21 protein-coding genes and 2 pseudogenes are annotated in these 25,044 nt (G+C 61.7%); 13 read left to right on the plus strand and 10 right to left on the minus strand.

The window, feature by feature from the left end; genetic code table 11:
• From FSY45_RS26410 to cydX, 9 genes and pseudogenes are all read left to right on the plus strand, one after another.
• Positions 1 to 171 (plus strand): annotated as a pseudogene (locus tag FSY45_RS26410) (electron transfer flavoprotein subunit beta/FixA family protein); the annotation flags it as partial.
• Between the two features lie 154 nt (positions 172 to 325).
• The gene (locus FSY45_RS26415) at positions 326 to 1,258 is read left to right on the plus strand and encodes an electron transfer flavoprotein subunit alpha/FixB family protein (protein ID WP_148748547.1); all 933 of its coding nucleotides are present in this window, start codon (positions 326 to 328) and stop codon (positions 1,256 to 1,258) included.
• Positions 1,259 to 1,398: 140 nt separating this feature from the next.
• Complete coding sequence (locus FSY45_RS26420) at positions 1,399 to 2,529, plus strand: ABC transporter substrate-binding protein (RefSeq protein WP_046462682.1); 1,131 nt, start codon at positions 1,399 to 1,401, stop codon at positions 2,527 to 2,529.
• A 283-nt stretch (positions 2,530 to 2,812) separates the two neighbouring features.
• Entirely contained in the window at positions 2,813 to 3,769 is a 957-nt protein-coding gene (locus tag FSY45_RS26425) for a nitronate monooxygenase family protein (RefSeq protein ID WP_046462683.1), read from the plus strand.
• A 240-nt stretch (positions 3,770 to 4,009) separates the two neighbouring features.
• A complete protein-coding gene (gene cydD, locus FSY45_RS26430; RefSeq protein WP_187427619.1) occupies positions 4,010 to 5,755 on the plus strand; it encodes a thiol reductant ABC exporter subunit CydD in 1,746 nt (581 codons plus the stop codon).
• Positions 5,752 to 7,476: an amino acid ABC transporter ATP-binding/permease protein gene (locus FSY45_RS26435; protein WP_046462684.1), complete on the plus strand. Its 1,725-nt coding sequence runs from the start codon at positions 5,752 to 5,754 to the stop codon at positions 7,474 to 7,476. The genes cydD and FSY45_RS26435 overlap by 4 nt, the downstream gene beginning before the upstream one ends.
• A 31-nt stretch (positions 7,477 to 7,507) precedes the next feature.
• Positions 7,508 to 9,097: a cytochrome ubiquinol oxidase subunit I gene (locus tag FSY45_RS26440; protein WP_046462685.1), complete on the plus strand. Its 1,590-nt coding sequence runs from the start codon at positions 7,508 to 7,510 to the stop codon at positions 9,095 to 9,097.
• A gap of 13 nt (positions 9,098 to 9,110) precedes the next feature.
• Positions 9,111 to 10,265 carry a cytochrome d ubiquinol oxidase subunit II gene (gene cydB, locus FSY45_RS26445; RefSeq protein ID WP_003065741.1) on the plus strand — a complete coding sequence of 385 codons (1,155 nt, stop codon included), beginning with the start codon at positions 9,111 to 9,113 and terminating at the stop codon, positions 10,263 to 10,265.
• A 104-nt stretch (positions 10,266 to 10,369) separates the two neighbouring features.
• Positions 10,370 to 10,510 (plus strand): cytochrome bd-I oxidase subunit CydX, encoded by a 141-nt coding sequence (gene cydX / locus FSY45_RS26450; RefSeq protein ID WP_003053063.1) that lies wholly within the window; start codon positions 10,370 to 10,372, stop codon positions 10,508 to 10,510.
• Positions 10,511 to 10,584: 74 nt separating this feature from the next.
• Here cydX and eda read toward each other — a convergent pair whose 3' ends face one another.
• The 6 genes from eda to FSY45_RS26480 all read right to left on the minus strand — a co-directional run bounded on the left by eda (position 10,585) and on the right by FSY45_RS26480 (position 16,645).
• Positions 10,585 to 11,232: a bifunctional 4-hydroxy-2-oxoglutarate aldolase/2-dehydro-3-deoxy-phosphogluconate aldolase gene (gene eda / locus FSY45_RS26455; protein WP_003065739.1), complete on the minus strand. Its 648-nt coding sequence runs from the start codon at positions 11,230 to 11,232 to the stop codon at positions 10,585 to 10,587.
• On the minus strand, positions 11,217 to 13,064 hold the full coding sequence (gene edd, locus FSY45_RS26460; protein ID WP_046462686.1) for a phosphogluconate dehydratase: 1,848 nt from the start codon (positions 13,062 to 13,064) through the stop codon (positions 11,217 to 11,219). Before edd ends, eda begins: the two co-directional genes overlap by 16 nt.
• A 98-nt stretch (positions 13,065 to 13,162) precedes the next feature.
• Positions 13,163 to 14,170 carry a TRAP transporter substrate-binding protein gene (locus FSY45_RS26465; protein WP_003065736.1) on the minus strand — a complete coding sequence of 336 codons (1,008 nt, stop codon included), beginning with the start codon at positions 14,168 to 14,170 and terminating at the stop codon, positions 13,163 to 13,165.
• A 121-nt stretch (positions 14,171 to 14,291) separates the two neighbouring features.
• Positions 14,292 to 15,572: a TRAP transporter large permease gene (locus tag FSY45_RS26470; RefSeq protein ID WP_012839281.1), complete on the minus strand. Its 1,281-nt coding sequence runs from the start codon at positions 15,570 to 15,572 to the stop codon at positions 14,292 to 14,294.
• 10 nt (positions 15,573 to 15,582) lie between these two features.
• Entirely contained in the window at positions 15,583 to 16,089 is a 507-nt protein-coding gene (locus tag FSY45_RS26475; RefSeq protein WP_046462687.1) for a TRAP transporter small permease, read from the minus strand.
• Between the two features lie 19 nt (positions 16,090 to 16,108).
• Entirely contained in the window at positions 16,109 to 16,645 is a 537-nt protein-coding gene (locus FSY45_RS26480) for a gluconokinase (protein WP_046462688.1), read from the minus strand.
• 182 nt (positions 16,646 to 16,827) lie between these two features.
• Between FSY45_RS26480 and FSY45_RS26485 the strand changes: the two genes are divergently transcribed.
• Positions 16,828 to 17,901 (plus strand): LacI family DNA-binding transcriptional regulator, encoded by a 1,074-nt coding sequence (locus FSY45_RS26485; RefSeq protein WP_046462689.1) that lies wholly within the window; start codon positions 16,828 to 16,830, stop codon positions 17,899 to 17,901.
• A 10-nt stretch (positions 17,902 to 17,911) separates the two neighbouring features.
• Here the strand turns inward: FSY45_RS26485 and FSY45_RS26490 are convergent, their stop codons facing one another.
• Complete coding sequence (locus FSY45_RS26490) at positions 17,912 to 18,496, minus strand: GbsR/MarR family transcriptional regulator (protein ID WP_003053080.1); 585 nt, start codon at positions 18,494 to 18,496, stop codon at positions 17,912 to 17,914.
• Positions 18,497 to 18,747: 251 nt separating this feature from the next.
• Between FSY45_RS26490 and FSY45_RS26495 the strand changes: the two genes are divergently transcribed.
• The gene (locus tag FSY45_RS26495; protein WP_046462709.1) at positions 18,748 to 19,920 is read left to right on the plus strand and encodes an acyltransferase; all 1,173 of its coding nucleotides are present in this window, start codon (positions 18,748 to 18,750) and stop codon (positions 19,918 to 19,920) included.
• A gap of 61 nt (positions 19,921 to 19,981) precedes the next feature.
• Here FSY45_RS26495 and rnk read toward each other — a convergent pair whose 3' ends face one another.
• On the minus strand, positions 19,982 to 20,389 hold the full coding sequence (gene rnk / locus FSY45_RS26500) for a nucleoside diphosphate kinase regulator (RefSeq protein WP_003063629.1): 408 nt from the start codon (positions 20,387 to 20,389) through the stop codon (positions 19,982 to 19,984).
• Between the two features lie 354 nt (positions 20,390 to 20,743).
• Between rnk and FSY45_RS26505 the strand changes: the two genes are divergently transcribed.
• Positions 20,744 to 21,901 carry a PA0069 family radical SAM protein gene (locus FSY45_RS26505; RefSeq protein WP_046462690.1) on the plus strand — a complete coding sequence of 386 codons (1,158 nt, stop codon included), beginning with the start codon at positions 20,744 to 20,746 and terminating at the stop codon, positions 21,899 to 21,901.
• A gap of 119 nt (positions 21,902 to 22,020) precedes the next feature.
• Here the strand turns inward: FSY45_RS26505 and FSY45_RS26510 are convergent, their stop codons facing one another.
• Both FSY45_RS26510 and FSY45_RS26515 read right to left on the minus strand, forming a co-directional pair.
• Complete coding sequence (locus FSY45_RS26510) at positions 22,021 to 23,001, minus strand: tripartite tricarboxylate transporter substrate binding protein (RefSeq protein ID WP_003063625.1); 981 nt, start codon at positions 22,999 to 23,001, stop codon at positions 22,021 to 22,023.
• A 153-nt stretch (positions 23,002 to 23,154) separates the two neighbouring features.
• Positions 23,155 to 24,087: a LysR substrate-binding domain-containing protein gene (locus FSY45_RS26515; protein WP_003063623.1), complete on the minus strand. Its 933-nt coding sequence runs from the start codon at positions 24,085 to 24,087 to the stop codon at positions 23,155 to 23,157.
• Between the two features lie 169 nt (positions 24,088 to 24,256).
• On the opposite strand from FSY45_RS26515, the pseudogene FSY45_RS26520 reads away from it, so the two are divergent.
• A pseudogene (locus tag FSY45_RS26520) lies at positions 24,257 to 24,925 on the plus strand (phosphate/phosphite/phosphonate ABC transporter substrate-binding protein); the annotation flags it as partial.
• Between the last annotated feature and the right edge of the window lie 119 nt (positions 24,926 to 25,044).

Here is a 25,044-nt window from a genome sequence, read left to right on the forward strand (position 1 = left end):
GCCAAGAAAAAGCAGCTGGACACCTTCAAGCCCGAAGACCTGGGCGTGGACGTGACGCCCCGCCTGAAGACCGTGAAGGTCTCCGAGCCTGCCAAGCGTGGCGCTGGCGTCAAGGTAGCTGATGTGGCCGCCCTGGTCGACAAGCTGAAAAACGAAGCGAAAGTCATCTAAGGCCCCCTGAGCCGCTTCGCGTCATCCCCCGCAGGGGGACGACACCCTCGGTGCGGGGCGGCCCTTCCTCGGTGTCCCGCGCTTGAGCCGCGCCAGATTGGCCGGCTGCGGGTGATGCAGGCACCATGAAAAATTCTAGAGAAAGACGACTGAAATGACCTCTCTCGTTATTGCAGAACACGACAACGCTTCGATCAAGACCGCGACCCTGAACACCGTGACGGCCGCCAAGGCCTGCGGCGGTGATGTGCATGTGCTGGTGGTTGGCGAAGGTGCAGCCGCTGCAGCAGCCGCTGCCGCCCAGATTGCCGGTGTCTCCAAGGTCATCCATGCCGACGGCGCCAGCCTCAAGGACGGCCTGGCCGAGAACGTCGCCGCCCAGGTGCTGGCCATCGCCGGCAACTACAGCCACATCCTGTTCCCCTCGACCGCCTCGGGCAAGAACGTGGCGCCCCGCGTGGCCGCCAAGCTGGACGTGGCCCAGATCAGCGACATCACCAAGGTCGACTCCGCCGACACCTTCGAGCGCCCCATCTATGCGGGCAACGCCATTGCCACCGTGCAGTCCGCCGATGCCGTCAAGGTCATCACCGTGCGTACCACCGGCTTTGACGCAGCAGCTGCCACTGGCGGCTCGGCGGCCGTGGAAACGGCGGCAGCCGTGGCTGACAGCGGCAAGAGCGCCTTTGTGGGCCGCGAAGTGACCAAGAGCGATCGTCCCGAGCTGACGGCAGCCAAGATCATCGTCTCCGGTGGCCGTGCTCTGGGCTCGGCCGAGAAGTTCACCGAAGTGATCACTCCCCTGGCCGACAAGCTGGGTGCGGCCATCGGTGCCAGCCGTGCGGCCGTTGATGCGGGCTACGCGCCCAACGACCTGCAAGTGGGCCAGACGGGCAAGATCGTGGCGCCCCAGCTGTACATTGCCTGCGGCATCTCGGGGGCGATCCAGCATCTGGCGGGCATGAAGGATTCCAAGGTGATCGTGGCGATCAACAAGGACCCCGAAGCACCGATCTTCTCGGTGGCCGATTACGGTCTGGAAGCCGATCTGTTCACGGCCGTGCCCGAACTGGTCAACGCGCTGTAATTTGGCGCACATCAAAAGAGGGGCTTCAAGCCCCTCTTTTTCCATGGGCGCCTGGCTCGTACAGGTCAGGTCATCAACAATAATTCGGCAGCTGCATGGGCGCTTCAGACCCACTGCATTGATGGAGAGGGAGACGCTGAATGAATCGCAAGCATTGGGTGTTGGCGCGAGCCGGTTTGGTCGCGATGTGTGCAGGTGCTGCTTTGGTGGCGCAGGCCTGGACGGTTGGGCAGGTGGCCCCGATGTCGGGGGCCGAAGCCAGTCAGGGGCGGGCCTATGCGCAGGGCATGCGTCTGTACTTTGACCAGATCAACAAGGCTGGTGGTGTGCAGGGCCAACCTGTGGAGCTGGCTGTGCTCGATGATGTGGGCCACCCTGAAGAGACCGTGACCAAGACGCGCAAGCTGCTGAGCGAATCCAAGCCCGTGGTGCTGGCAGGCTATTTCGGCAACCGCAATCTCTCGGCCTTGCTGGAGAGCAAGGCTCTGGATGGCTCGCAGATTCCGCTGGTGGGCTATCAGAGCACGGACACCCGTGTGCTGGCATCGCCGCAGATGTTCTCCACGCGTGCAGGGCTTGCCGAGCAGGTCGCAAAGATTTCCACCCACCTGGCCACCGTCGGCATCACGCGGCTGGCGTTGGTGTTCGAGGAGCGTCCCGATGCGCAGGAGCTGACGGCCTTGGTGATCAAGGCCGTGAACCCCAGCGGGGCCAAGCTGGTCGCATCGGCCATGCTCAAGAGCCGGGGTGGCTCGGACAAGGCTGTGCAGGAACTGCAGGCCGCGAAGACTTCGCCTCAAGCCATTCTCTTGGTGGCTTCCAGCCCTGCCACGGCGGCATTTGTCGAGGCATATCGCATGGAGGGGGGCACCGCCCAGGTCTATGCCACCGCCGAGGCCGATATCGAGCAGTTGGCAAAGCGTCTTCCTGTGGAGTACATGAGCGGTCTGTCGATTGCCCAGGTTGTGCCCAGTCCCTACAAGGTCTCGGGCAAGCTCAACAAGGAGTTTCGCGACGCGACGATTGCTGCAGGCAAGACCCTGGACGTTCCGGTGAGCTTTGCCATGATGGAAGGCTATGTGAATGCCAAAGTCATCGTGGAGGCCATGCGCCGAAGCCAGCCGGTGACGCCGGAAAAAATGAGTGCCGCCTTGCGCGGACTGGAGTCCTATGACCTGGGTGGCTACTGGGTGAACTTCAAGCCCGGGCAAGTGGGATCCAAATATGTGGACCTGTCCATCGTCAATGCCGCCGGGCGTGTGACGCAGTAAGAAATCAAGGCCTGACGCGGCATCGCGTTCAGGCCTTTTTTGTGGCCGCTCCCATCACGATGATCCTCCGGACACAGAGAAAGCAAAAACTGTTGCCCTGGGGACAGGGAGTGGCGCCATGGCAGGCGAAACTGGCCAAAGGCCAGTCGGACGGCTTCACCGTCGGCACAGGGGTGCAAACAGTGAGCCGTCCTTTGAACTGCTTCTGAAATAAGAGCTGCCGGCGTATCTGGAACAAACGCTGCAGCCCTTTTTATTTATAAAACAAAGAAGGAGACAACATATGTCCAAGCTGCCACCTGCCCTCAAAAAGCTGGCTCTGCCTGTCATCGGCTCGCCGCTTTTCATCATCAGCAATCCCAAGCTTGTCATCGAGCAGTGCAAGGCCGGTATCGTCGGCTCCATGCCTTCTCTCAATGCCCGCCCGGCCGAGCAACTGGAGGACTGGCTGGCAGAGATCACCGAGACTCTGGCGGCCTGGGACAGGGCCCATCCCGATCGCCCTTCGGCACCATTCGCCATCAATCAGATCGTGCACAAGAGCAATGACCGTCTCGAGCACGACATGCAGGTCTGCGCCAAGTACAAGGTGCCCATCATCATCACCAGCCTGGGCGCGCGTGAGGATGTGAACCAGGCCGTGCATGGCTGGGGTGGTGTGGTGCTGCACGACATCATCAACAACAAGTTTGCGCGCAAGGCCATTGAAAAAGGTGCCGATGGCCTGATCGCCGTGGCAGCCGGTGCTGGCGGCCATGCGGGTGTGAAGAGTCCATTTGCCCTGGTGCAGGAAATTCGCCAATGGTTTGACGGCCCTCTGGCGCTGTCCGGCTCGATTGCCACGGGGGGGGCGGTTCTCGCGGCCCAGGCCATGGGTGCGGACTTTGCCTATATCGGATCGGCCTTCATTGCCACCGACGAGGCGCGCGCCGTAGAAGCCTACAAGCAGGCGATCGTCGAGGGCAGCTCCGACGACGTGGTCTACAGCAATCTGTTCACAGGCGTGCATGGCAACTATCTGGCACCTTCGATTCGTGCGGCCGGTCTGGATCCGGAAAACCTGCCCGAATCCGACCCCAGCAAGATGAATTTTGGCGGCGGTGCGCAAAAGGCCTGGAAAGATATCTGGGGCTGTGGCCAAGGTATCGGTGCCATTGACAAGGTGCAGTCCACGGCGGAGCTGGTGGCTCGCCTCAAGCGTGAGTACGCCGAAGCCAAGGCAAGCCTGCTGGTTGCCTGAGGCAGTTCACTATCTTCTGTGCCAACGGCGTCTTCGGACGCCGTTTTTTATGGGCGGTTTGCTCGCTTGATGTTGCTCAAGCACGACTTGTGCAAGGGTTAACCCTTGTTAAATTGCTTCGGAGTTGATGCGTATCAATGTAGGCCTGGTCCTGCAATTGGCTTTTGCATATCAAGTCATGATGATTATCAAAAGAAGAGTAGTATTCCGTTAATTTCAGTAAATACTGAAAATTAAGAAATGCAGTACACCACTTCTTCCTCCACCGACAACCAGGTCGATACAGCACATGCCGAGCTGGCGAGCGTCATCCGTCGCCCCAGCGCGGGTGCTGTGTGGCAGGTGCTTGCCGGGCTGATATGGCTGCCGCAGGCAGCCTTGCTGGCCTGGGCTGTGCAACTCATGGCCAACGGTCAGGGCATGGCGGCCGTCTGGCCCATGGCGGCTGGCGTGTTGTTGCTGGGCTTGCTGCGAGCCCGGGCAGAAGGCCATGGCGGCATGCTGGCCAACCGTGCAGCGCGCGTGCAGCTCAGCAGCTTGCGCGCCCGGGTGGCGCAGTCGCTGGCTCAGACATCGCCGCTGGACAAGAGCCGCCCAGCTTCCGGCCAGGCCGCCAGTGCCATGGCCGAGCAGGCCGAGGCCATTGTTCCGTGGCTGGCGCGTTACCAGAGCGCGATGTGGCGTGTGCGTTTGCTGCCCTTGGTGATTTTGGCTGCCGTGGCCTTGCAGTCATGGGTCGCTGCTCTGATTTTGATGGTTGCCGCGCCGCTGATTCCGCTTTTCATGGCGTTCGTGGGCTGGCGTGCCAAGGCGGCCAGCGAAGAGCAGATGCTGCAGCTCGGTCATATGAACGCTTTCTTGCTGGACCGCCTGCGCGGCTTAAGCACGCTGCGTGCTCTGCATGCCGTGGAGCTGACGGGCCAGCGGCTGCGTGACCATGCCGAAGACCTGCGCACCCGCACCATGCGCGTGCTGCGCATTGCCTTTCTGTCTTCTGCGGTGCTGGAGCTTTTCTCGGCACTGGGCGTGGCCATGGTGGCCGTCTATATAGGTTTTCACCTGCTGGGCACGCTGAATTTCGGCGCCTGGGGCGACAAGCTCGGTCTGGGCCAGGCCATGTTTGTGCTGCTGCTGGCGCCGGCATTTTTCGAGCCTTTGCGCGATCTCTCGGCCGTCTGGCATGACAGAGCTGCGGGCGAGGCCGCACTGCAGACCTTGCAGAGCATGCAGGCGCAGTCCATGCAGGCGCAGTCCATGCAGGTTGTCGGTGCGCAGCATGCCGCTGAAGCATCTCCGGTCGATGAGCAGTCATGGCCTGGCCAGCCTGTGTCCGTAAGCGTTTCGGAACTCAAGGTTCAGGTGCCAGGCAGTGACTCCAGCCTCGCGCCGCTGTCTTTGCACATACAGGCTGGCGAGCATGTGGCGCTGTGGAGTCCCAGCGGCAGCGGCAAGTCCGTGCTGCTGGCGCAGATTGCCGGCCTTTTGCCGGTACAGCAAGGCCGTATCGAAGTCGACCGGCAAACGCTTGATGCCGGCAGTGCTACCCAGCTGCGCCGGCGCATGGCCTGGCTGGGTCAGTTGCCCCATGTCTTTGCCGGCTCGGCCGCGCGCAATATTGCGCTGGGGCGACGTTCTGTAGGACCTGAACAGATTGCCGAAGCTACGCAGCTGGCGGCACTTGATGAGGCCCTGGCGCATCGCCCCGGCGCAAGCCTGGGTGAGGGCGGCGCAGGCCTTTCCGGTGGCGAGGTGGTGCGTTTGGCTCTGGCACGTATTGCCGCGCAGACACAGGCCGGACTGCTGCTGGTCGATGAACCTACTGCTCATCTCGATCCCGAGACAGCAGCCCAGATCACGCAGTCTCTGCGCCATCTGGCCAGGGGGCGCACCATGCTGGTCGCCACCCACGATGCACAGCTGGCCGCTGCCATGGATCGCGTGATCGAGTTGCCGCTGCTGCGACCGGCGCGGGAGCCGCAGCCATGAAGATGCAAACCATTTCAATGCGCGAGATGCTGAAGCTGCTGGGCCAGATGGCGCCGCGCAATCTCTGGCTGGGAGGTGCAGCCCTGGCAGCGCTTACGGTGCTGATGGGCATGGCATTGCTGGGCTTGTCGGGCTGGTTCATCACGGCCACGGCACTGGCCGGGCTGGTGCCTGCCACGGCCCTGGTGTTCGATGTGTTCATGCCGTCGGCCGGCATTCGCTTGCTGGCCGTGGGACGTACCGGTGCCCGCTATGCCGAGCGCCTGGTGACCCATGATGCCACGCTGGCCGTGCTGGCCGCTTTGCGCCAGAGACTGTTCCTGAGCTGGGCTCGCCCGCAGGCCGCCCGCCTGCTGCTGCAGCGCCCGGCAAGGCTGTTGCAGCGTCTGACCTCCGATGTGGATGCCCTGGACAATCTTTATCTGCGCCTGCTGGTGCCCGCCGTAGCGGCGCTGGGCGCGGCCTTGCTGGCGGCTCTGGCCTACGGATTCATGCGCTGGTGGCTGGGCCTGTTGACCCTGGCGTGGCTGCTGCTGACTGGCTGGGGCATCGCCCTGTGGCATGGTTTGCGCAGCCGCAAGGCTGCCGTACGCCGTGCCGTGGCACTGGAGGCCATGCGTGCCCAAACCGTGGATCTGGTTGCAGGCCAGACCGAGCTGCTGATGGCAGGCCAGTTGCCTGCCCAGGTGCAGCAAGTGCTGCACAGCGATGCGCGCTGCGCCCTGGCCGATGAGCGGCTTTATCAATCCGAAGCGGCTGCCGCCCAGGCTTATGGTGCGGTGTCGGCCATTACCTTGAGCGCATCCGTGCTGTTGATGGCCTGGTTGATGGAGCAGGGCCGCATCAACGCGCCGGTTGCTGCGCTGGGTATTTTGCTGGCACTGTCGGCAATGGAGCCGTTTGCAGCTCTGCGCAGAGGGGCAGAACAGGCCGGGCGTACCTGGCTGGCGCTGCGCAGGCTGGCTCCACCGCTGGTGGCCAAGGCCGAAGCGGCAGAGAGTCCGCAGCAGCCTGTGCAGAAGCTGGCCGTCAGCCTGCAGTCTGTCCGACTGCGTCAATTGGGTCCGATAGACCTGAACGTGCGCCAGGGCGAGCGCGTGGCGCTGATTGGCAGCAGCGGCGCAGGCAAGACCAGCTTGCTGCATTTGATGGCGGGTGAGCTGCAGCCGGACGAAGGCGTGGTTCAGGCCCGCGGCTGCAGCTGGATGACACAGAGAACCGAGCTTTTTCAGGACAGCCTGCGCAACAACCTGAGGCTTGCCGATGCCAAGGCCGACGATGAGCAGCTTTGGGGCGTCCTGCAGGCTGCAGGTCTCAGAAGCGACGTCATGGCCCTGCCACAGGGGCTGGACACCATGCTGGGTGAAGGCGGCCTGGGTCTGTCCGGAGGCCAGTCGCGCCGGCTGGCACTGGCCAGACTGCTGCTGAGCCCAGACCGCTGCTGGCTGCTTGATGAGGTGACCGAGGGACTGGATGCCGTCACTGCTGCCGATGTGCTGAAGCGGTTGGTGCAGGCGGCTGAGAGCGGCGCGCGAACGCTGATTTTTGCCACGCATTGGCAGCGTGAGGCGAGCCTCGCCGATCGCATTGTGTATCTGCAGGCAGGACAGGTGAGAGCGCAGGCCTTGCGCGGCACCCCAGAGTTTGAGCGGCTGATGGCAAGGCTGCGACCCGATGCGCTGGGTGCTGTTGCACCGCAGTCCATATGTTTTTCCGATTGATTTTTGAAGTACCGAGAGAAAGGACCTGACCATGGACCTCGATATCGTCGATTTATCGCGACTGCAGTTTGCGATAACGGCGCTCTACCACTTTCTGTTTGTGCCGCTGACACTGGGCCTGTCCATACTCGTTGCCATCATGGAAACGGTGTATGTGATGACCGGACGAGCCATCTGGCGCGACATGACCAAGTTCTGGGGCGTGCTGTTCGGCATCAACTTCGCCATGGGTGTGGCTACCGGCGTGGTGATGGAGTTCCAGTTCGGCATGAACTGGAGCTACTACAGCCACTATGTGGGCGACATCTTTGGTGCACCGCTGGCGATCGAGGGTTTGATGGCCTTCTTCATGGAGGCGACCTTTGTCGGCCTGTTCTTCTTTGGCTGGGATCGCCTCTCCAAGGTCAAGCACCTGATCGTCACCTGCCTGATGGCCGTAGGCACCAACTTCTCGGCGCTATGGATTCTGGTCGCCAATGGCTGGATGCAGAACCCCGTGGGTGCTACTTTCAACCCCCAGACCATGCGCATGGAAGTGAATGACTTCTTTGCCGTGCTCACCAATCCCGTGGCGCAGGCCAAGTTTGTGCACACGGTGTCGGCGGGTTATGTCATGGCCTCGCTGTTCGTGCTGGGTATTTCGGCCTGGTATCTGCTCAAGGGTCGTCATATCCATCTGGCCAAGCGCTCGATGACGGTGGCCGCATCCTTTGGTCTGGCTGCTTCGCTGTCGGTGGTGGTGCTGGGCGATGAGTCCGGCTATCTGTCATCCGAACACCAGAAGATGAAGCTGGCGTCGATCGAAGCTATGTGGGAGACCGAGCCCGCACCAGCTTCCTTCACGGCCTTTGGTTTCCCCGACCGCGAGGCGCGCGAGACCCACTTTGCCGTGCACATCCCATGGGTCATGGGCCTGATCGGTACGCGTTCGCTGGACACCCAAATTCCCGGCATCAACGAATTGGTCAAGAGTGCGGAGGGCAATATCCGCAACGGTATCGACGCCTATGACGCGCTGCAGACTATTCGCAAGGCCAGGACCGATGCCGAGATTCCCGCCGAGGCACGTCTGCGCTTTGAGAACAATGGCGCCAATCTGGGTTACGCCCTGCTGCTGATGCGCTATGTGGATGACCCACGCAAGGCGACCGAAGCACAGATCCACCAGGCGGCAATGGATACAGTGCCGCCGGTCGGTCCACTGTTCTGGACCTTCCGCATCATGGTGGCCTTGGGCATGTTCTTCATCGTGCTGACCGGCACCTTCTTCTGGCTGGCTGCCCGCCACAGGCTTGAGGCCTACCCCTGGCTGCTCAAAGTTGCCGTGTTCTCGATTCCGCTGCCCTGGATCGCCGCCGAATGTGGCTGGGTGGTGGCCGAGCTGGGTCGTCAGCCCTGGATCATCGAAGGCGTGCTGCCCACGGCCATGGCGGTTTCCAATCTGGGCGCGAAGACGCTGTTGCTGACCATAGCCGGCTTCGTGCTGATCTACACCGTGCTGCTGGTTATCGAGCTCAAGCTGATGGTCAAGGCCATCAAGAAGGGCCCCGAGCATGAGAGCGAACCTCACCTCAGCCTCTACGAACCCATGATCAAGAAGCTGGCACGCGGCCAAAGCTGAGAGGAGCAACCAAATGATCTTGCATGAACTGATTTCATATGACGTGCTGCGCCTCATCTGGTGGCTGCTGCTCGGCGTGCTGCTGGTGGGCTTTGCCGTCACCGACGGCTTTGACCTCGGCGCCATGGGCCTGCTGCGCGCCACGGCCAAGACCGATGTCGAGCGCCGCACGGCCATCAACTCCGTCGGCCCAGTGTGGGAAGGCAATCAGGTGTGGCTGATTCTGGGTGGCGGCGCCATCTTTGCGGCCTGGCCCCAGCTTTACGCCGTGTCCTTTTCGGGCTTTTACTTGGCCATGTTTGCCGTGCTGGTGCCGCTGATCCTGCGCCCCGTGGCGTTCAAGTTCCGCAGCAAGCATGAGGATGCGGCTTGGCGCAATCGCTGGGACTGGGTGCTGTGCATCACGGGTCTGGTGCCAGCGCTGCTGTTCGGCGTGGCAGTGGGCAATGTGATTCTCGGCGTGCCATTTCGTCTGGGTGACGATATGCGCATTTACTATGACGGCAGCTTCTTCGGTCTGCTCACGCCTTTCGCATTGCTGTGCGGTCTGGTCTCGCTGTCCATGCTGCTCATGCACGGTGCGGCCTGGCTGATGTTCAAGACCGATGGAGAAGTCGCCAGCCGCGCCGCCAGGTACGGCACATGGTTTGCCGTGCTGACCACCGTGCTGTTTGCGGCTGCCGGCCTGTGGCTGGCTACAGGCATCAACGGCTATGTGATTACCAGCGAGATCAACCCCGTCGGTCCCTCCAACCCCTTGAACAAGACCGCAGCCGTGGCTGCCGGGGCATGGATGGCCAACTTCAAGTCCTATCCCTTGCTCTGGCTGGTGCCCGGTATCGGCCTGCTCATGCCGCTGATCGTGGCCATCGGCTTGCGCAGCCGTCGCGAGTGGCTGGCGCTGCTGGCAAGCGGCCTGGCGATTGCCGGAATCATCCTGACCGTGGGCGCTGCCATGTTCCCCATGATCCTGCCTTCCAGCATTGATCCGCGCTTCAGTCTGACGGTCTGGGACTCGTCTTCCAGCCATGTTGTGCTGTTCATCATGCTGGTCTGCGTGCTGATCTTCCTGCCCTTGATCCTGGCCTATACCAGCTGGGTGTACTCGGTGCTGCGAGGCAAGGTGGACGTGAAGGCCATCGTGACCGGTCAGGGCCACTCGTATTGAGATGGGACGCCCCTCGGACGCCATGCTGCGTTCTTCCTTCTGTGTGAGGGGCGGTTCGAATATTGTTGGCCCATGCATTGGATGGGCCGAATGAAAGGAAACTTATGTGGTATTTCGCCTGGTTGCTGGGTCTGCCGCTGGCAGCAGCCTTTGCCGTGCTCAATGCGATCTGGTTCGAATTGATGGATGACGAGGCAACGCGTCGCAAGCTTCTGGAGCGAACCAAGTCACTGCCGGATGCCTGAGTCGCCAAGACATGGAAAAGCCCGGTCGGCTTGGAGCTGACCGGGCTTTTCTTATGGATGAGGCCTTGTCTTGCTCAGGCCGTGCGAGAGCTTCTCAACGCCTGCGTGGCCTGAGCCAGCTCGGTGATGAGTGACCAGTTGCCACTCTCCACTGCACTGGCGGGGACCAGCCAGGAGCCGCCCACGCAGACCACATTGGACAGCGCCAGAAACTCCGCTGCGTTGCCGGGCGAGATGCCGCCCGTGGGGCAGAAACGCAGCTCTCCGAACGGACCTTGCCAGGCCTTCAGCATCTGGATGCCGCCCGACTGCACGGCGGGGAAGAACTTGAGCTCGGTAAAACCGTCTTCCTGAGCCATCATGATTTCGCTGCTGGTTGCGACACCGGGCAGCAGCGGCAGGTTCAGATCGCGGCAGGCCTGGCCCAGCTTGCTGGTATAGCCAGGACTGACGGCAAACCTTGCGCCGGCCCGAGCAGCCGCCGCGGCATCGGCTGCATTGCGCACGGTGCCCGCACCGACGATGGCTTCGGGCAGTTGCTTGGCGATGGCCTCTATGCAGGCCAGGCCCTGAGGCGTGCGCAGCGTGACCTCCAGAACCCTGATGCCGCCGGCCAGCAGTGCTTTGGCCATGGGCACTGCATGCTCTGCGTTGTGCAGCACGATGACCGGAATCACCGGCGCATCCTGCATGATGGACAAGGCGGTCATTTGAGCAGCCATGTGCAAGCTCCTTCTTCTGCGCTCAGCGCATTGCGCCGGAATCCGGCAAACAGTTCACGGCCCAGGCCGCGGTGATTGGCTTGCTGCAACGCAGTCGGCATGATGGCCAGCGGCCTGGCAGCCCATTCGGCATCCGTCAGCTCGGCTTGCAGCAGGCCGGTGGGGGCATCGAGCACGATGATGTCGCCGCTTTGCACCTTGGCCAGCGGGCCGCCGGCCAGTGCTTCGGGACTGACATGGATGGCCGCCGGAACCTTGCCCGATGCACCGCTCATGCGGCCGTCGGTGACCAGGGCCACGACATAGCCCTTGCCTTGCAGCACGGCCAGCGGAGGGGTGAGCTTGTGCAGCTCGGGCATGCCATTGGCCTGCGGACCCTGCCAGCGCACTACGCAGACGACGCCATTGAAGCCGTTGGTCTGGCAGGCCTGCTCCAGCGCACCGGATTTGAAGGCCGCCTGCAATTCATCCTGCGAATCAAAGACCCATGCCGGTGCCCGCAGTGCGTGGCGATCTTCAGGTACGGCGCTGATCTTGATGACACTGCGGCCAAGATTGCCTTTGAGCAGTTTCAAGCCGCCCGTAGGGCTGAAGGGGCGGCTGGCAGGGCGCAGAACAGTGTCATCGCCGGAGATGCCCGCATCCCGCCATTGCAGTTGATGGTTTTCGACATGGGGGATGCGCCCGAAGGCAGCCAGCCCCTCGGGCCTCACCGTGAGCACATCGCCATGCATGAGTCCGGCCTGCAGCAGCTGGGCGATCACGTAACCAGGGCCGCCTGCGGCCTGGAACTGATTCACATCGGCGCTGCCATTGGGGTAGACGCGGGCCAGCAGGGGAACCACTGCAGACAGCTGCTCGAAGTCATCCCAGTCGATGACGATTCCGGCAGCTCGGGCCACGGCCACCCAGTGGATCAGGTGATTGGTGGAGCCGCCGGTCGCCAGCAGGGCCACCATGGCGTTGACGATGCAGCGCTCGTCCACGACATGCCCTATGGGGGCAAAGCGCCGGCCCCGGGTGATGGACAGCACGGTACGCATGGCTTCGCGTGTAAGCAGTTCTCGCTCAGCGTCGGCAGGGTTGATGAAGGCTGTGCCGGGAACATGCAGGCCCATGGCTTCGAGCAGCATCTGATTGCTGTTGGCCGTTCCGTAGAAGGTGCAGGTGCCCTGATCATGGTAGGCCGCGTTTTCTGCCGCGAGCAGCTCCTGCCGGCCGACCAGGCCCTGCGCCGCCTGCTCGCGTACCTTGGCCTTGTCGCTGTTGGACAGGCCCGAAGTCATGGGTCCGGCAGGCACGAACACCATGGGCAGGTGGCCGAAGTGCAGGGCGCCGATCAGCAGGCCGGGAACGATCTTGTCGCAGACGCCCAGCATCAGGGCCGCATCGAAAGTGTCATGCGTGAGAGCCACGGCGGTGGACATGGCAATCGTGTCGCGGCTGAACAGGCTCAGCTCCATGCCCGGCATGCCCTGGGTCACGCCGTCGCACATGGCAGGTACACCGCCGGCCACCTGGGCCGTTGCGCCGTTGCGCCGGGCTTCGTCTTTCAGAATATCGGGGTAATGCGCAAACGGCGCATGGGCGGAGAGCACATCGTTATAGGCCGTGACGATGCCGACATTGGGGCCTTTTTCCTCAACGATGCGAATCTTGTCCGTGCCGGGCAGAGCCGCAAAGGCGTGGGCCACATTGGCGCAGCCCATGGTGCGTACTTGCGGAGGGCGCGCGGCCATGGCATTGACCTGTGCCAGATAGTCGGAGCGGCTGGCGCGGCTGCGCTCCTGGATGCGCCGCGTCACCTGGTCCAGAACGGGGTGAAGTGCCATGATGAAAGTCCTTGGGCAGCAATGCCTGTGCTTGGGGCGCAGGCATTGTCTTGGAATGAGTCAGAGCCATGCCCGGGGCATGGCTCCATGGTTGGCGCTTATTTGGCGCGAGCTTGCTTGACGGCTGCCTGCACAGAGTCCCAGGTACCTTGACCCACTGACTTGGCAATGCCGGCATTGACGGTGCCGAGCTTGTCGCGCATGCGGCCTGCTTCGGCGGCTGGAAGTTCGTTGACCTGCATGCCCTTGGTCTTGATCTCGGCCAGGGCCTTGGCGGCTTCTTCGCGCGTATCCTTGCGCTCGAATTCACGGCTCTTGATCGCTGCATCCTGCAGCACCTTCTTCTCGGCAGGGCTCAGCGTGTCCCACCACTTCTTGCTGACCGTCACGATCCAGGGGCTGTAGACATGGTTGGAGACGGTCAGGTACTTCTGCACTTCATAGAACTTGCTCGACAGCACCGTGTTGAAGGGGTTTTCCTGACCGTCCACGGCCTTGGTTTCCAGCGCCGTGAACAGCTCGGAGAAGGGCAGGGGAACGGCATTGGCGCCCAGGGTCTTGAAGCTGTCCAGGAAGACATTGTTCTGCATCACGCGCAGCTTCACGTCCTGAAGATCTTCCAGCTTGGTGATGGGGCGCTTGTTGTTGGTCAGATTGCGAAATCCATTTTCCCAATAGACCAGACCCACCATGCCCTTGGGCTCCAGAGTGGCCTTGACCTTCTCTCCCACGGGGCCGTCCAGCACGGCATCGGCCTCCTTGGTGTTGGCAAACAGAAAAGGGGTGTCCCAGATCGCCATTTCGGGCGACAGGCCCACCAGCGTGGCGGTGGAGCCGACCATCATTTCCTGGGCGCCGCCGATCAGGGCCTGCTGCATCTGCGTGTCCGAGCCCAGGGATGCGTTGCCGATGGCTCGGACCTTCATCTTGCCACCGCTGGCCTTTTCCACTTCCTTGGCGAACATGCGCACGGCACGACCCTGGTTGGAGTCTTCCACCAGGCCGTAGCCGAACCGCACCAGGCGGGGCTTGAAGTCCTGCGCCTGAACGGCACCGGCGGCCAGCAACATTGCCGTGAGGCCCGCGACTGCAAATTTGATACGCATACCCGTCTCCTTGCTTGATTGGGCCTGGGCCCTTTGATGAAATTGGAACTGCCGTGATGCGCTTGACTGAAGTGCGCACCATGCTATGAACTTAAGATCTTTCATGAATGGAATGCCGTTCTCAGTGCATCCATTTGAGCGGACCTGTGACCAGCTGAGGGAAGATCACGAAGAGCACGGCCAGCAGCACATAAACCATCAGGAAGGGATTCGTGCCCTTGATCACGGTCTCCATGCGCAGCCTGCCGACCCCGGCCACCACGTTCTGCACCGTGCCCACCGGAGGGGTGATCAGGCCGATACAGCCCACATAGATGAACATGAAGCCGAAGTACACGGGATCGATGCCGGCCTTGACGGCCAGCGGCGCGCAGACCGGACCGAAGATCAGAATGGTCGGGGTCAGATCCATGGCGGTGCCGACCACGAGCAGGAAGAGCATCATCACGGCCATGAAGAGCATGGGCTGATCCAGCAGACCCGAGAAGCTGTCGGCCAGCATATTGGGCAGGTCGGCGAGCGTGATCATGTAGGCGGTCACAGTGGCCGCTCCGCAGAGGAACATCACCACGGCGGTGGTCTTGGATGCTCCCAGAAAGACTTCGTAGAGCCTGCTCCAGCTCATCTCCCGATAGACCACCATGGACACGAACAGCGCGTAGACCGCGGCCACCACTGCGGCTTCTGTCGGCGTGAAGACGCCGCCCTTGAGGCCGCCCAGAATAATGACAGGCATCATCATGGCCCAGAAACTCTTGGCCAGTGCCTTGAGGCGCAGGCCCCAGCTCACGCGTTCACCCGAGGTCAGCTGGTATTTGCGCGCGATGAACCACCAGGCGGCAATCAGAAAGCCGCCCATGAACAGGCCGGGAACGACGCCCGAGAGAAACAGCTTGCTGATGGAGGTGTTGGTGGTGACGCCGTAGATCACGAACGGCATCGAAGGCGGAATGATGGGAGCGATGATGCCGCCCGACGCCAGCAGGCCGGCGCTGTAGCTGTCGGGATACTTCTGGTCGCGCATCATCGGCAGCAAGATGGTGGCCAGCGCGGCGGTGTCGGCAATGGCCGATCCGCTCATCGAGGCCAGCAGCACGGCTGCGCCGATGGCCACGTAACCGAGGCCCCCCGGGATATGACCGACAAAGGCGCGGGCCAGATCGATGATGCGGCGCGACAGGCCGCCGGCATTCATCAGCTCACCTGCCAGGATGAAGAATGGCACGGCCAGCAGCGGGAAATTGTCGAACCCGGCTTGCAGGTTCTGCGCGAGCAGCTGGGTGTCGAAAAAGTCCAGGTGCCACATCAGTGCAACACCGGTGAGTATCAATGCATGCGCAATCGGCATGCCGATCACCATGCCACCTATCAGCACGGCGAGAAAAATCAGGGTAACGACCATTGCGCTCTCCTTACTCCACGCTGGTTTCAGAAGATTCGGACGGGGTGCCGCGCAGCATGTCGCGCACCACGACCAGCAGCATGCCTATGGCCAGCACCAGCGTCGCCGCTGCGCCCAGAGCCAGGGGATAGCCCAGCACGGTGCTGTAGCTGCTCCAGCCGGCAATGACCTGCTCCCAGGAGCCCCACAGCAGCAGGGCCATGCAGGCGCCGATCAGCAGTTGCGAGACCCAGAACAGGACTTTGCGGGTGATCGGGCCGACCCGCGATATCACCATGTCGAAGCCCAGATGGGCGCCTTCGAAAGCCGCCACGATGGCGCCGATGGCCACCAGCCACACAAACAGCAGGCGCGAGATCTCCTCATAGGAGACGATGCTGGTGTGGAAAACGTAGCGCAGCACCACGTTGACGAAAACGGCAACCACCATGCCGGCCAGGGCCAGCACCATCAGGCCTTCGGCCAGGCGCTTGAGCCATGGCTTGCGGCCCTGTGCCTCTTTGCGATCTTCAGACATTGGCTGTCTCCTGCTGTCTTTATGCTTGGGATTCGCGCCTTGCCCATTGCCGGGCCGCGAGCGCGATGTCGTTGAGATTCATGGTGGCGCTGACGGTCAGAACATCGGGCTCCTGACGCGGGTCTTCCAGCGTCGTGAACTGATTGGCCACCAGGTCGGGCGAGAAGAAATGCCCGGGTCGGGTCTGGACGCGTTCCAGGGCCGTGGCATAGTCGAGATCGAGAAACACAAAACCCAGCTGCTGGGCGCTGCGCAACTGGTCGCGGTACTTGCGCTTGAGCGCCGAGCAGGTCAGTACCAGGCCGTGTTCGGCATCTGCCTGAGCCAGTCGCTGCGCCAGGCGTTCCAGCCAGCCTTCGCGGTCGGCATCCGTCAGGGCAATGCCGGCCTGCATCTTGGCCACACTCTGGGGGGAGTGGTAGCTGTCGCCTTCCACCAAGGTCCACCCCAGTTGACGGGCGATGGCTTCTCCTGCGCTCGATTTGCCGCAGCCGGAAACACCCATGACGACGAGTGCCGACATGGTGCCCTGAGGCTGGATCTTGTTTTGAATCATTTTTGGATAGCGCTATCCGATGTGGTTAAAAAATGAGCAGCCTGCTGCTTTCTGAGATTGGCTTCAGACCTTGGTCGAAGGCAAGTCAGTGCTTTCATCAAGCTGCTTTTACAGACATCATTTCAAGTCCGGATAGCGCTATCATACTCAAAAAACTTCAGGCATCTGATTAGGAGATTCCCTTGCCTCCCGAGACCCGTACCAAGAGTGAAACCCCGGCCGACAGCGCTTCTTCAAGGCGATCTCGTGCCAGCGGGCGTGTCACCCTCAGCGATGTGGCACAGGCTGCGGGCGTGAGTCCGATGACGGTCTCCAGAGCCTTGCGCGGAGAGCGTAGAGTAGCTGCTGCCCTGGTCGACAAAGTGCGCGAGGTTGCGGATTCTCTGGGTTATGTGCCCGATCTGGCAGCGCGTGCACTGGCCTCGCAAAAAAGCACCCAGGTGCTGGTACTGGTACCCATGCTCTCCAACACCTTGTTTGTGGAGGTCCTGGAGGCTGTGCACAAGGTGCTGTTTGCCCAGGGCTATCACATGCTGATCGGCGTGACCCACTACGACCCTGCGGAGGAAGAGCAGTTGCTGCGGGCCTATCTGCCCATGCGACCTGCCGGGCTGTTGCTGACCGGGTTTGATCACAGCGAAGAGTCGCGGAAATTATTGGCTGCCAATCCCGTGCCGCGCGTGCATCTCATGGAGTTGCGCGAGCCCGGCACGGGCCCCGATTGCTACAGCGTAGGTTTTTCTCAGATTGCAGCTGGCGCTGAAATGACCCGTCATCTGCTGGACAAGGGATACAGACGCATCGCATTTTGCGGAGCCCAGCTCGACGCGCGTGTCATGCAGCGCCTGGAAGGTTATCGGCAGGTGCTCAAACAGGCCGGCCTGTATGACCAGAGCCTGGAGATTCTCAATCCCGAGCGTTCATCGCTGGCGCTGGGTGCAAGGCAGTTTGAGACACTTCTCAAGGCGCGGACTACGGTGGATGCCATCTTTTTCTGCAATGACGACATTGCACAAGGCGCATTGCTGGAGGCCAATCGCATGGGGGTCAAGGTGCCGGAGCAGGTGGCGATCGCCGGGTTCAACGATCTGCCTGGCAGTGATCAGATGGTGCCGCCTCTGACCACCATCCATACACCCAGGGATGAAGTGGGCAGAAAAGCTGCCAGCATGCTGCTGCAGTTGCTGGCAGGGGACACCGTCAGAGAGGCCAGCGTGGATCTGGGCTTCAGGCTGGTGCCCAGGGCCAGCACCTGAGTTGTCGGCGTCAGGCTTCCGAGCCTGACTTGCCTCGCCCGGTAATCTTGTCTTTCAGGTCCAGCAGTCGGGTCACGGCGGAGCCCATGCCCATGAGCTGCATGGCGGTCTCTGGCGACAGACGCTGAACATCGTCAAACCAGCTCATCAGCTTGTCGATGAGCTCGTGCATATCGCGCATGCGTTGCTGGGCGTAGCGTTCTTCGTCGGTGCTGGCTTCTTCCATCATGGCGGCACGCAGCATGGACTGCGTGGGCTCGATCTCGCGGCGGCGGCGCTCTTCGGCCAGTCGCTTGAAGATTTCCCAGACATCCTCGGGTGCCTGGAAGTATTCGCGCCGGTCGCCGGGTTGGTGACGCAGCTGAACAAGCCGCCAGGCCTGCAGCTCCTTGAGCCCCATGCTCACATTGGAGCGCGAGAATTCCAGCGTGTCGGCAATCTGGTCTGCGTTCAGCGGCTCGGGCGAAATGAACAGCAGGGCATAGATCTGCCCCACGGTGCGATTGATGCCCCAGCGGCTGCCCATCTCGCCGAAATGCGAAACAAATTGTCGGCTCAGCTCCGACAGTGGTTTGGCTTGCGTCATGGCCTCCATTGTGCCTTTGCCCGGGGTTCTCAGTGGGGCAGGGAAATCAAGCCGGTGTGCAATCGCTCTGGTTTTGTTCATGCTTGGCGCATGAAGCCCGCGCAGATATGTTTCGTAAAACTTGCAACGCTGTCAGCAAATTGTTGGGAATCGGCGCAAAATCGCCATCCTGTTTTAAGTCGGCTTCTTTACGTTGCCTGTTGCCGGGCAAACTCACCCTGCTGCCGGGCAGCCCATGGGCTGCGGGCGGCCGTGATCTGATGGTTCAAAGTTCTATTTCCTCTCATTCCCGCAGTGCCCTGATCGACTGTACCAAGGGGCTGGCTTGTGCTGCCATCGTCTGGCATCACCTGGCTTTCTACGGCCCCATGTCCGATGTGGCTCACCCTGTCATGCCCGACCTGCTGGACTGGCTCTATGAGTACGCCCGTATGGCCGTGCAGATCTTTCTGGTGATCGGCGGTTTTCTGGCTGCAGCCAGCCTGGCTCCCATGGGTCTGGCGCGGTTTGATTCACCCTGGTCCAAGATTGGCAAGCGCTTTGTGCGTCTGGTCGTGCCTTATGCCGTGGCACTGGTGGTGACGATTGTGGTGTCTGCGGCGATTCGTCCCTGGTTCGATCACGAGTCCGTGTCTGCCGACCCCGATCTATGGCAGCTCATGGCCCATGCCTTGCTGCTGCAGGGCATTGTGGGCGAGGAGTCACTGTCGGCTGGCGTCTGGTATGTGTCCATAGACTTTCAGCTGTTCGCCGCGACCGTGCTGCTGCTGGCCGGAGTGCGCTGGCTGCAGCAATGGGCGCTGAAACGCTGGGGCGATACGGCCATGAAGCGCTGGTGGCCCTGGGCTGTGACTGGCATGCAGGGGTTGGTGCTCGTGGGGACGGCAGCTTCGCTGCTGAGCTTCAATCTCGATGCAGACCTGGATGTCTGGGCGATTTATTTCATGGGTGCCTATGGCATCGGCATGATGGCCTTCTGGGCAGTGGCGGCAGACAAGCGCCTGACGGCCTGGAGCTGGGGCATGCTGATTGCTGCTCTGATCATCGGCGCACTGGTCTATGAGTGGCGCGACCGGATATTTCTCGCCGGCGTGACCGCGATGCTGCTGATCGTTTGCATGCGTACCGAGGTCATTGCCCGCTGGCAGGGTTTTGCGCCGCTGCGTCGCCTGGGAGAGATTTCCTACTCGGTATTTCTGATTCACTTTTCCATCTGCCTGCTGGTCAACGCAGTGGTCAACCATTTCTGGCACGGTTCGGTCACCGCCGCCGTGGTGGGCATCCCGTTTGCCTTTGTGCTTTCACTGACTGCCGGCTACGCGCTGTATCAATTGGTGGAGCGCCATGTTTCGTCATGGAGTCAGGCCCTGCGCTGGCAGGCAGGCCTGATCGGCGCGGGTCTGCTGACCACCATGCTGGCCGGCTTGCGCTGAGTCTGATCCAGGCAACAAAAAAGCAGCTCCGGTGAGCTGCTTTTTTGTTGGGTGAGCCGGTTCAGCGATGGAGCTCGCCCGCGCTTTCGGGCTGGAACTCGATGGCATCCACACGCACGGTTACCTGGCCGGTAGGGCTGGGCATCTTGAACTCATCGCCCACTGACAGGCCCAGCAGGGCGATGCCTACCGGCGCAAAGATGGAGACCTTGTCGGCGCTGCCATCCATATCCTTGGGGTAGACCAGTGTCAGCGTATTGGTCTTGGCGATCTCGAGAATGGTGAAGCGCACGGTGGAGTTCATCGTCACCACGTTGGCGGGTATTTCTGCGGGGTCGAGTACATCCGCGCGGTCCAGCTCCGCCTCCAGTGCATCACGGCCGGGGAACTGGCTGTTGTTCTTTTCCAGCAGCGATTCAATGCGATCCAGGTCCAAGGAGGACAGAGTGATATTGGGCTTGCGCTCCATGTAGTAACTCCCTTGCGAGATGGTGTGGTTGGCGCTTTGGCGTTGCGCAAACGGACAAAAGCCCGGGCAACGGTGTTGTCCGGGCCAAGGCATTCAGTGAAAGGCACCAACTTGGTGCATTGAAGGGATTGTCGGCGCTGAATCGCAAACTGCCAAGCCATCTCGCACTCACTGAGTGCGGATTGACTTTGAACTTGCTCTAGTTAATGGAGCGTGCTAAGCCTGTAGAGCACTGGGCGCAGTCATTTTTCATCCAAATCTGACTCAATCAACCCTCACCGTATTGACCGGGATGCAGCCATGGTCAGTGCCCATTTCTTGCAATGAATAGCTGTATTTATGTACAGTTGTTTTATGAAGAAACTTTCCTCATCCTCTGGACTGGAATCCATTCGGACCGATGTGCCGGTGCGGCTCATCAAGGGGCGAGGGGCTACCAGCCAGATCACGCACCGGTTTGCACGGGAGCTGCGCCAGGGTTTCGATGATGGCTGGGGCAAGTCCGAACAGGATGAAGGAAGCGAAGAGGGTGAGGAGGTCAAGACCTGGTGCACCCATCTGGAGTGGGAGCGGGCTAAATCAGCCCTGAGCCGCCACGAATCGCCGGATCTGCCTTTTCATCTGGGGCTCAATCCCTATAGAGGATGCGAGCACGGATGCATCTATTGCTATGCCCGGCCCACGCATGGCTATCTGGGCTATTCGCCGGGTCTGGATTTCGAAACCCGGCTGATTGCCAAGCAGAACCTGCCCGAGGTGCTGCGCGCCGAGTTATCCCGGTCCAGCCATGTGGCGGCCCCCATCATGCTCGGCTCGGTCACGGACTGCTACCAGCCTGTGGAGCGCGAAGTCGGGTTGACGCGCCGCGTGATAGAGGTCCTGGCGCAGGCCAGGCATCCGTTTTCCATCGTCACCAAGGGCAGCGGCATCGAACGCGACCTTGATTTGCTGGTGCCGCTGGCACAGCAGCATCTGGTGGCCGTTTATGTGACGCTGACCACCTTGCAGCCCGAGCTGGCCCGGCAGCTGGAACCACGCGCCGCCGCACCGCATCGGCGGCTGCGCATGATTCGGACCCTGAGCGAGGCGGGCATACCCGTAGGCGTCAGCCTGGCGCCGCAGATTCCGTTCCTGAACGACGATATGGAGCAGGTGCTGGCCGCAGCCAGCGAGGCCGGTGCAAGACAGGCTTTTTATGCAGTGCTGCGTCTGCCGTGGGAAGTGGCTCCGCTGTTCAATGAATGGCTGACGCTGCACTATCCCGAGCGCGCCCAACGCGTGATGGAGCGGGTGCGGGATCTGCATGGGATCAGCGAAGCGGGCAGAGCCGACGGCAAGGTCTACAACAGCAGGTTTGGCCAGCGCATGAAGGGAGCGGGCGCCTGGGCCGATATGCTGGCGCAACGCTTTGCACTGGCCTGCCGCAAGCTTGGGCTGAACCGTGAGCGCGTGCAACTGGACTGCGATCAGTACCATCATTCCTTTCTGTCGCCGCAGCAAAGTCTTTTCTGATGTTTCGTCTCAGTCCGTTGCGTGCCGACTCGGAACGGGTCGACGCAGCGAGCTGCAGCTACCCGGTTGCAAGAAGCCGGAATCTGGCGTGACTCCGGCCTTTTGGGCGCCTGAACTGTTTACTGAGCTTGGTAATCAATGGACTTGAGCAAGGCCTGCTGGCGCTGATAGGCCTTCTGCAGTTCGTTCATCAGCGCTTCCGGGGTCGCGTCGGTGCCCGACTCCATGCCCATGTCCCTGAGCCTGGCCTCGACCTGGGGCTGCTTGAAATACTGCAGCGCGATCTCTCTGACCCTGGCCTGCACATCGGCAGGGATATCCGGGCGCGACCAGACGCCGAACCAGCTTACTTCGGACAGTTGCGGGTAGCCCAGTTCCTTGAAAGTGGGCACATCGGGCAGTTGGACCATGCGCGTAGGGTAGTTCACGGCCAGCGGCTTGACCTTGCCGGCCTTGATCAGCGGCAGGGCGGTGGTGAGCCCGTCCATCATCAGCGGCACATGGCCGCCCATCAGGTCGCTGAGTGCCGGAGGGGAGCCCTTGTAGCCCAGGTGCTTCATCTTGATATTGAGCAACTGCCCCAGCAGCATGCCCGAGGTATGGCCGCGCATGCCTGTGGCATACGAGGCAAAGTCCAGTCCGTCGGCCTGCTTTTTGCCGTAGTCGCCGAGTTGCTGCAGATTGCTGGCCGGGAAGTCCTTGTTGGCAATCAGCACCAGACCGTTGCGGCTGAGCTGGGCCAGAGGTTTCAGATCCTTGAAGGGCTGATAGCTGACTTTGTAGGCCAGCGGCGTCTCGCTGACTATGCCGCCCTGGATCAGCAAGAACGTGTGGGCGTCCTTGCCGTTGGCGAGCAGGTCGTTGACGGCCAGCACGCCGGCCGCTCCGGACTTGGATTCGACAATCACGGGCTTGCCCAGCTGCTTTTGCATGCCGTCGGCCAACAGGCGTGCCAGCGAGTCGGCATTGCCGCCGGCCGGGCCGCCCACCACCAGGCGTATGGGCTTGACGGGCCAGGGCGCTTGCTGCGCCATGGTCGCTGCACTCAGGCTCAGGCCGGTTGCCAGAGCAACGGCCCTCCAGAGCATGGTTTGTTTCATCATTATCTCCTCTGTTTTTTTGACTGCCCGGCAGCCACCGCTGTGCCTGCGCCACGGGCCGCCGCACTGTCCCGGCGAGAGAGTTCTGGCCGAGGTGCCCGGGCAGCACTGTCAAAAAATTCTCGGCGCAAGGGGAGCAGAGGGTTTGACGAATTACGCCAGCTTCTTGGCCGTTGGAGCGATCAAGGGTTTTGGAGCGGTCAGTAGTACAGGCAGATTGGGAGCCGCGCTGCCTTCAATGGCCTTGAGGAAGGAGCGCACCAGCAGACTTTCGCTGCGCTCCTTCATGCAATAGACATAGGTGGTGGTGCTGGCCGGGTCGCCGGCAATGCGCACGGGCCTGAAGCGCGGGTCGGCGATGAATTCGGCTTCGGACACGGCGCCGATGCCCAGGCCGCGCGCCACGGCCTCGCGTATGGCTTCGCGGCTGCCGATCTCCAGCTGGGTGCGGGGCTTCACGCCGGCTGCCTGCAGCGCTTTCTCGATAGCGGTGCGCGTGGTCGAGCCTTGCTCACGAAGCAAGAGCGGCAGGCCGTGCAGCTCGCCCAACTCGACTTGCTCGCGCCTTGCCAGCGGATGGTCGATATGGGCAAACAGGATGATGGCGTGACGCGCGTATTCGCGCACCAGCAGCTCGGGCCTGTCATAGAGACCGGCCAGCACCGCCACATCGGTGGTGTAGTTCTCCAGATCGTGCAGCACCTGCTGCGAGTTGCCCATGCGAATCGACAGCTTCATGCCGGGATGGCGGGCGCTGTAGGCCGCCACCATCTCGATCACGTGAAACGGCCCCACGGCGCCGATCTTGAGCTCGCCCTGGTTGAGCTGGCCCGAGTCGCGCAGAAAGAATTCTGTTTCCGCCTCCAGTGCCAGCAGCTTCTGTGCCAGCGTCATGAGCTTGTGGCCGGCGCCGGTGAGCGTCATGCGATAGCCCTGGCGATGGAAGAGCTCGATCTGGCTTTGCCGCTCCAGCGTGGCTATCTGGCTGGAGACCGTGGGCTGGCTGACGCCCAGGGCGCGGGCCGCCGCGCTCAGGCTGCCTTGCTGGGCCACGGCGATAAAGGCTCGATAGCGGGCGGTGCTCATGCAGGTTTCATCTCAAGGTTTGATCTATGGAAGCTGTCAAAACTGATTCTGAAACCTTCACATGACAGTCATATGTCGTCCCTAATATTTGCGTCAACGCACTGCAGTGACGGTGCGATGGCGGCAGCTCAGCCGCACTCTACAGACGCACTTGCAAAGGATGAAATCCATGACGATGACCCGCAACACCTGGCTTAAAGCCGCAGCCGCCAGCCTGGCCCTGGCCGCCACCACCGGCGTCATGGCGCAGCAACCCGCCGAGCTGCGCGTGGGCCTGATCCCTTCCGAGGATGCCCAGGCCATGATGCGCGCCAGCCAGCAGGTCATGGACCAGCTGGCCGCCAAGACCGGGCTGAAGATCAAGCCCTTTGTGGCCAATGACTACAACGGCGTGATCGAAGCCATGCGCTCGGGCAAGATCGACGTGGCCTACTTCGGGCCCTTCTCCTATGTGCTGGCCAGCCAGCTGGCAAATGCCGAGGCCTTTGCCATTCCCGTGGCCAAGAAGTCGGGCAAGAGCTCGTACAACAGCATCATCATCAGCAAAAAAGACAAGGGCCTTGCTACCGTGCCCCAGTTGCAGGGCAAGACCTTTGCCTTTGTCGATCCCAGCTCGGCATCGGGCCATCTGTTTCCCAAGGCCGGCCTCAAGGGCGAGGGCATCGATACCGACAAGTATTTCTCCCGCGTGATCTTCTCGGGCTCGCATGACGCCAGCATCATGGCCGTGGCCAACGGCAAGGTGGATGCGGCGGCCGTGGCCGATCCCATCTTCCAGACGGCGGTGGCCAAGGGCCATGTGAAGGCCGAGGATTTCCAGGTCAGCTGGCGCTCCAAGGGTAATGCCCCCGTTTTCCACAGTCGGCAGAAGTAGAAACTAAGCGGCCATGGCCAGCCGCTGCTTCGGGGTAAAGCCGCCCAATGCCATATTTGGGCGCTCGTGATTGTAAGTCCACA

The sequence above is a fragment of the Comamonas sp. Z1 genome (genome assembly GCF_008121555.1).
GTDB lineage: Bacteria > Pseudomonadota > Gammaproteobacteria > Burkholderiales > Burkholderiaceae_C > Comamonas > Comamonas thiooxydans.